The organism is Alcanivorax sp. DG881 (assembly GCF_000155615.1).
Taxonomy (GTDB): domain Bacteria; phylum Pseudomonadota; class Gammaproteobacteria; order Pseudomonadales; family Alcanivoracaceae; genus Alcanivorax.
Map to the genome: position 1 here is coordinate 2,432,882 of NZ_DS989915.1, position 7,269 is coordinate 2,440,150.

7 protein-coding genes are annotated in these 7,269 nt (G+C 48.7%); all 7 read left to right on the forward strand.

Annotated features, from left to right (window positions below; all coding sequences use genetic code 11):
* Positions 1 to 39 precede the first annotated feature (39 nt).
* The 7 genes from ADG881_RS11005 to ADG881_RS11035 all read left to right on the forward strand — a co-directional run bounded on the left by ADG881_RS11005 (position 40) and on the right by ADG881_RS11035 (position 7,249).
* Entirely contained in the window at positions 40 to 852 is an 813-nt protein-coding gene (locus ADG881_RS11005) for a cupin domain-containing protein (RefSeq protein WP_156790395.1), read from the forward strand.
* A 153-nt stretch (positions 853 to 1,005) separates the two neighbouring features.
* Positions 1,006 to 1,608 (forward strand): FMN-dependent NADH-azoreductase, encoded by a 603-nt coding sequence (locus ADG881_RS11010; RefSeq protein WP_039926635.1) that lies wholly within the window; start codon positions 1,006 to 1,008, stop codon positions 1,606 to 1,608.
* Between the two features lie 50 nt (positions 1,609 to 1,658).
* Positions 1,659 to 3,398, forward strand: coding sequence for an NAD(P)/FAD-dependent oxidoreductase (locus tag ADG881_RS11015; RefSeq protein ID WP_007149937.1), 1,740 nt, complete (start codon positions 1,659 to 1,661; stop codon positions 3,396 to 3,398).
* Between the two features lie 32 nt (positions 3,399 to 3,430).
* On the forward strand, positions 3,431 to 4,525 hold the full coding sequence (locus ADG881_RS11020) for a 3-deoxy-7-phosphoheptulonate synthase (RefSeq protein WP_007151473.1): 1,095 nt from the start codon (positions 3,431 to 3,433) through the stop codon (positions 4,523 to 4,525).
* 189 nt (positions 4,526 to 4,714) lie between these two features.
* Positions 4,715 to 5,275, forward strand: coding sequence for a YqgE/AlgH family protein (locus ADG881_RS11025; protein WP_007148688.1), 561 nt, complete (start codon positions 4,715 to 4,717; stop codon positions 5,273 to 5,275).
* Between the two features lie 172 nt (positions 5,276 to 5,447).
* A complete protein-coding gene (ruvX, locus tag ADG881_RS11030; RefSeq protein ID WP_007149069.1) occupies positions 5,448 to 5,849 on the forward strand; it encodes a Holliday junction resolvase RuvX in 402 nt (133 codons plus the stop codon).
* Entirely contained in the window at positions 5,849 to 7,249 is a 1,401-nt protein-coding gene (locus ADG881_RS11035; protein ID WP_007149768.1) for a hypothetical protein, read from the forward strand. Before ruvX ends, ADG881_RS11035 begins: the two co-directional genes overlap by 1 nt.
* Positions 7,250 to 7,269: the final 20 nt, after the last annotated feature.

A 7,269-nucleotide genomic window follows, 5' to 3' on the forward strand; every position in this document is an offset into this window, starting at 1 on the left:
CGTCTCAATGTCTGGGCTTTTAACTAACAGGGGTTTGCAATGGAAATGCGCAGCAAAGTAAGCATAGGGATAATGGTAATCGGGATGGCGTGGATGCCGTTAGACCTCAAGGCCCATGACTTTTCAAGCCAGCGAGTGGATGCTTCCGGTCAGCTTAAGCAGGACTGGTACTGGCAAAAAAACAAAGGACGCGGTCGAGGCCGAGATCACGGACATGGTCATGGTCATGGTCACGGCGGAGGTGGGGATGACAGTGGAAATCATGAGCCTGATATCACTGTGACGTATACCCCCGCAGATGCGCTTGATAACGATTTTGTCACGGAAAGCGGTGAGCTTATCCAGGATATTATCCCGGACCGGGAGATAGCTCGTCTTCATGCTGCCAGTGAGTATCAGACTATTCCGCTGGAGCGGCATCTTTTACCCGCCTACTACTATTTACCTGCCATGAACACGGTTGAAGATTACGTCACAACTGAGGATGAATTCGTCAACATTAACCCGGCTCCTGGTGAGTGGGTGCGCATAATGGAAGGCAAGCGTCACGGCTTCCAGTCAACCACAGTGGGCATTACCTATACCCAGCAAGGTGGCGGCGCGCCGCTGCATACCCATGAAAGTGAAGAAACCCATGTTCTCAAAGAAAATGGGAAAGTCAGATACCAATTGGGCAATGAGGTCTTTGAAGTTGAAGGGCCCTACGTGATTAATATCCCGCCCATGGTTCCCCATGCCTTCATGAACCTTAAAGAAGATCCCATCGAGCTGGTTGTCTTTTTCCCCTATAACAAATGGGAAGCTGATTTTGTTCAGCATGACGATGCAATGAACTTCTTTACGTTACCCTGATTATCCAGCCTCTCACCCATTTGTTTATGTGAGGGAGGCGTCAGAATAAATTTCTCTTAATAGCGGATGGTAATGGCTGTTATGGCCTTGCTTTGCCATTTTTATGCCTTGGCAGTGTATCCGCGAAACTTGAAAACAAGGAAGTGACTCCTGATGAGCACACTACTTATGGATTGTAGCGCCAGAAACGAGTTGTCGATAAGCAGGGAGCTGACTCGTTATCTTGCTGAAGGCCTGGGTGAATCGATTACTGATCGTGATTTAGGGAATACCTCCTTTCCTTCTCTTTCTGGGCAAGATTTGATTGATCTGCATAACGCGAAGCGTATTGATCGGCCTAGTCTGGTCAGGCATCACTTTTTTGCAGATCAGTTTATCGATGAGCTCCGTAGCGCCACTTCGCTTGTGGTTGGGGTGCCAATCTATAACTTTACGGTTCCTGCTGTTTTGAAACAGTGGGTCGACTATGTGCTCCAACCCGGTGTGACATTCAAGTACGAGTCGGGGAGCGCGGTTGGGCTTTGTGACAATCTCCGTAATGTCTACATCGTGACCTCTTCGGGAGGCACTCCGGTAGGTGGAGAAAAAGACTTTGCAAGCTCTTACTTCAGCTTTGTTTGCAAATTTATCGGCGCTAGAAACATCGAGCTTATTGATGCGGGCGGATCAAAAAGGGAGCGAGAGCAAATTGTTGTTCAGGCAAGATCCCGAATTGATCAAATTCTGTCGAATCAGCGGCTTGTCGCCATCAAGTAATCAGGCTTTTCAGCCTTGGTATTAACCGTAATGAATAAACGGGAATTATTATGAAAGTCTGTGTTATTGGTGCTGGCCCTTCCGGGTTAACGACAATCAAACAATTGCTTGATGAAAGCCATGATGTCACTTGCTTTGATGCCAACGAAAGTGTCGGTGGCATATGGTATCGAGGTGGTGATGATGGGCAGCAGATGAAGGCCTATGACAACATGATGCTTACTGTTTCTATGAAAATGATGTCTTTTTCTGATTTTATTTTCAAAGACGGCAGGAAGTTTACGGACCATAAAGGATATCTTCGTTATCTTGAAGAGTATTCTGATAAATTTGGCCTTGCCAGACACATACAATTCAACAGTCTCGTCAAGGAAGTGATCCGAGAAAGTGATGGCTCCTGGATAGTAAAGGTAAAGGTGGGGGATAAAAGAGTGTCGTCCCACCGCTTTGAGGCTGTTGCAATTTGCAGTGGACCGTTTAAGACGGCCAATACTGAAATTAGTGAAATTGATGGCTTCACTGGCGAGGTTGTCCACTCCAAGTCTTATCGGAATAGTAAAGACTTTGAGGGTAAGAAAGTTTTGGCGATCGGCCTGGCTGAGTCGGGTGCGGATATGCTTAGAGAAGTTTCCAATGTTGCCCAGAAATGCGTGGTTTCGATCAGGTCCCATACTTTTCTTATTCCCCGTCTTATCTACGGGAAGTATTCGACGGACACGTTAACCACCCGGTCTCATCATTATGAAATGTGGAACAGGGCTTCGAAAATAAAATTCCAGATGAAATCCTATAGCCAGGATAGTTGGGCCCTCAGGAATATTTTTCTGGGGGTTGCGAATGCCTATGGTCTGGCCTCGATCCCGGCTAACTTTCTTTACAGAAAGATAATGGGTGATAAAAAAAATAATGATCCTGGAAAGAATAATATGGGCCAGGATAGCGACCCATCAAAAATTGACTATGATACAAAAAATGAAAAAGAGGTGGTGGATTTCATTAACAAATGGAATAAAAAATCCCATCATGACAAAGGGAATTGGTCTCAAAAGATAATTTTCTCAAAGAATGTAAGTTTTGTCCCTAATATCCTTAACAACAAGCTTGTTGTTAAGGATTGTGGCATTGGAAGGGTTGAGGGAAATACGATTTACTTTAATGATTCAACTTCGGAAGAATTTGACAAGATTCTGTTGTGTACGGGGTTCAAGAAAGATTTTTCGTTGCTGAGCAATGTGGAGATTAAAGACAATAACGTTCGAAATCTCTACAAGCATGCTTTTCATCCGGATCATAATGGGCGCCTGGCCATGATCGGCTTTGTTCGTCCTATTAGTGGCGGCATTCCAATTTGCTCAGAAATGCAGGCGCGCTATTTTGCCCTTTTATGTAGTAATAAGATCAATCTCCCCGAAGACGTTGGCGATCGAATTGAAAGAGAGAAGGATTGGGAAGAGCAGTGGATGTGCCTCAGTCCGAATCATACTGAATCCATGCCTTCTCAGATCATGTTTCTGGACTCTATTGCAAAAGAAATTGGTTGCCACTACCCGTTTCATAAACTGATCACCAAGCCTCGGCTACTAGTAAGGTTATGGTTTTATTCCTTTAACCAGTCTTGCTACCGAATGACCGGACCTCATCATCATTACGATGAGGCAGTTAAAGATATTATGACTGAGGAAGTTCCTCTTCATGACTACGGGTTTATGCTGACGATGATAGCGCTCTCTTTCATGCCATCATTTGTACACCCCAAAAATCTCGATTTCCAATACGGTGTAAAGAACTGACATCAGTGCATGGATGCTTAAGGATATTGAAAATGGAACTCAATAATACGGACAATTTGAATATTGAATCCCAGTTCATGCTGGTCAACCCTGAACAGCTTAAAACATCTATGCCAGTGTCTGAATCGGGTGCAAAAACGGTTAGCGATAGTCGCCGTGTCATCAAGAACATCCTTGAAAAAAAGGATCACCGCCTCATTGCTATTGTTGGCCCTTGCTCTATCCATGATGTGGAATCGGCACTTGAGTATGCAAAAAGATTAAAAGCGCTCCCCGAGAAGCTTTCCGACACGCTCTATATTGTTATGCGGGTTTATTTCGAGAAGCCCAGAACTACTGTGGGGTGGAAAGGGCTTATCAATGACCCTCACCTGGATAACAGTTTCAGGATAGAAGAAGGGTTGCAGATCGCGAGAAAACTCCTAATGGAGATCACTTCAATGGGGGTTCCTGTGGCTACAGAAGCTCTCGATCCGGTAGCACCACAGTACCTGTCTGATTTGATCAGCTGGTATGCCATTGGTGCGCGAACCACCGAATCCCAGACCCATCGGGAAATGGCCAGTGGTCTCTCGTCGCCGGTGGGGTTCAAGAATGCCACTGACGGTAGTTTGATGGTGGCGGTTAATGCGCTGAAGTCTTCTTCCCATCCTCATCGCTTCCTTGGCATCAATGGTCAGGGGCAGGTGGCGGTTATCAAAACCAAAGGCAATGATTATTCACATATCGTGCTGCGTGGTGGTGATGGTGGGCCAAATTACGACAGGCAGAGTGTCGGGAAGTGTGAGGCTGTATTAGCGGATGCCGGGTTGGAGCCCACCATTATGGTGGATTGCAGTCACGCCAATTCAGGGAAGGATCCCACACGCCAGCCCTTGGTGGTGAGTGATATTGCCTCCCAGATTCAGCAAGGTAATCGCTCCGTCGTTGGCTTCATGATGGAAAGCCATCTTAACTTTGGCAATCAAAGCCTCGACGTTAAAGGCAAGGAAGAGCTTCGCCACGGGGTTTCCATAACGGACTCTTGCCTTGACTGGTCAAGCACGGAGAGCTGCCTGATCAATTTAGCCAATGATATTCGGGTGGCATTGAGGGCCCGCTGCCAGTCGGAGCTTGAGCCCGCCTGAAAGGTGAGGGGCGGATCAGCGATAGCTCCAGACTTTGCGAGTCGGGCTTGGTCCGAGGGAAGGCGGATCTGGCCGGGCTTGGTCTTCCAGCGCTTGCCCTCCCTGCTTCATGTACGAAATTCTCCCAGGTTGCCCCTCTCGGGGCTCCTTGAGCTTGCAGCGCTCCTCCCCTCCCCGGATACTGTGCCCATGGAAAACACACCCTTGAAGCACCAGTTGCTGGTGGCCATGCCACAAATGGCTGACCCGGACTTTGAACATTCCGTTACCTATATCGTTGAGCACAGCAGCGAGGGCGCCATGGGGCTGACGCTCAACCGCCCGGTGCAGATCAGCCTGGGTGATATCCTCAGCGACATGGATATTGAAATCGAAGTGCCGCCCTCCGAGCGGCATCGCGTGGTGGCCGGTGGGCCGGTCCAGCAGGAAGCCGGCTTTGTGCTGCACAGTGCCGCCACCCGCTGGCACGCCAGCACTGTCCTCAGTGATGGCCTGATTCTGACCACCAGCCGTGACATTCTCGAAGCCATCGCCATTGGTGAAGGCCCGGAGCAGTCCCTGATTTGCCTGGGCTATGCGGGTTGGGATGCCGGGCAGCTGGAGCAGGAGCTGGTGGATAACGCCTGGCTCAGCACCCCCGCCAGTCGCGAACTGATCCTCGACACCCCCTTCGAACAAACCTGGCACGCGGCCGCCGCGCGCATTGGCGTTGATATGAGTTTGATTGCCACGCAGGCAGGCCACAGCTGAAAGGCAATTAATAATGAATAGTTAATAATTAATAGCGGCGCGGTTGAAGTTCTTGTTCTTGCAAGGTTAGAAGCCGCGGTCACAACACCGGGCGCGGCCACGAACCTTGCAAAATCAGAGCAACGAGATCGCGCAACTATTAACTATTCATTATTAACTATTCATTGCCCCTATGATTCTTGCCTTCGATTACGGTACACAAAAAATCGGTGTGGCCAGTGGCAATATGCTGCTGGGTACCGCCACGCCATTAAAAGCCCTGCCCTGCAAAAACACCCAGCCCAACTGGGATGACATTGCCGCGCTGTTAAAAGAGTGGGAGCCGGAGGCGTTGGTCGTTGGGTTGCCACTGAACATGGATGGCAGTGATAGCGAGTCCACGGCACGGGCCCGTAAATTTGCCAATCGTCTGCATGGGCGATTCGGGAAAAAAGTGTGGCTGGTGGATGAACGTTTGAGCACCCGCGAAGCCCGCGAACGTACGGGTATCCAGAAAGCAGACCCGCGGGTGGATTCCATGGCAGCGGTGGTGATTGCGGAAGGCTATTTCTCTGGTAATGCACAGTGTTTTTAATGAACCGATTTTGGGAGCCAATTTTGCAGAAAAAAAGAAGTACTAAATCGTTATTTTCTCCTCTGGTTTTTATGCTTCTGGCTACGGGCTGTGGCGGCGGCGGGGGAGGCAATAATAGCGATGCACTTGGCTCCTATGAACCTGTCCCTGCCACAGTGGAGTATCGCGAAGGTGGCGTTATCAAAGGGATGCAAATCTTTGATTACGGCACGAACAGCACGGTGCGCTCTCGCTTTGTTGTTGACTCTGGTAATGATGGTCAATGGAACACGGCGGATGACGTACGCAAAGGTGGGCTGACCTGCAAGTATCAACAATCAGATAACCCTCTTCCACCAGCATTGTTGTCTGTAGTGCAGAATATGGGAACCAATGGAGACGGTAGTTTTGCGCTCCAGCAGTTGGATCTGGAAAGCGACGGCCGCATTTCTATCTGTCCCACGCTGTCAGGTAAGCAGTTGGTAAAAGAAGAAGTGCTTTGCGAGGATAATTTTTGCCCGGCGAGATATCAGTTCGGCTATAGTATAACCATCGAGCAAAAAGAACAGGAAGGTGGCTGGTCGCAAACTCAACATACCATTTTCTATGATGGCAATGGTTTGATGATAACCGCACCGCCTTTTCCTTCCCACATTCAAACCACGAACCTTTCTGGTGATACAGAAAGCGGGTTTGAATTTCTGGTCACAGTAGAGCCGTCCCCGGAATATTCAGAAGACGCCAGCTTGGCTCAAGCATTTCTTTATGCGGGCAACGGCTATCAGGAAAAAGTTGTGCAGTGGCTGCCGGGCGAGCTTGAGAGTCGGGTGGTGATGGATCGCTATGGCGAAAATGAAAGCTATGTGGATACCCGGTACCGCACCATGACATGGCTTCCTGAAAAAGGAGAGCTGCAGGACAGTCAGGACAGCCAGAACCCGCCAGCGCTATACCCGCTTATGAGGGTTTATGAGTTTGATGAGAATGGAAAGCCTGCTAGCCAAGTGGCCCTTATGGCCGGTGAGGATAATATCTGGTTTACTGCTGACGATGTCGTCTATGGTTTTCCGGAGTTTATTTATGATGAGGACGGCTTTCTTAAGGAGATGAAGACGATTGAGGGTAATGCCGCAAGGTCGTTTGATTATGATGATAATGGAAGGGTTACTGATATCAATGTATTCGGAGAGAAACGAAGGGAATACCGTTATCAAAATGCGAAACTTAGAACGTTAAATCTGATGTCTTTTGATGCTGAAAAAGGGATTATTGAGCAGCGCGTCACTTTTCGGGATGACGTGCCGGGTGTGGTGACTTTTATTCCTGATCAGCGCTTTGCAAGAGACGAAAGTGGTAGGCTCGTTGACCCTCTTGTGCCGCAAGACAAAGAGCAAATCAAGCTTCTTGGGCGCCCTTTCTAATCGCTTCTGATCCCTTACGG

Excerpts from the sequence above, each read along its gene's own strand:
- ADG881_RS11005 (WP_156790395.1), top strand. The coding sequence starts at position 40 with ATGGAAATGCGCAGCAAAGTAAGCATAGGGATAATGGTAATCGGGATG.
- ADG881_RS11010 (WP_039926635.1), top strand. The coding sequence starts at position 1,006 with ATGAGCACACTACTTATGGATTGTAGCGCCAGAAACGAGTTGTCGATA.
- ADG881_RS11015 (WP_007149937.1), top strand. The coding sequence starts at position 1,659 with ATGAAAGTCTGTGTTATTGGTGCTGGCCCTTCCGGGTTAACGACAATC.
- ADG881_RS11020 (WP_007151473.1), top strand. The coding sequence starts at position 3,431 with ATGGAACTCAATAATACGGACAATTTGAATATTGAATCCCAGTTCATG.
- ADG881_RS11025 (WP_007148688.1), top strand. The coding sequence starts at position 4,715 with ATGGAAAACACACCCTTGAAGCACCAGTTGCTGGTGGCCATGCCACAA.
- ruvX (WP_007149069.1), top strand. The coding sequence starts at position 5,448 with ATGATTCTTGCCTTCGATTACGGTACACAAAAAATCGGTGTGGCCAGT.
- ADG881_RS11035 (WP_007149768.1), top strand. The coding sequence starts at position 5,849 with ATGAACCGATTTTGGGAGCCAATTTTGCAGAAAAAAAGAAGTACTAAA.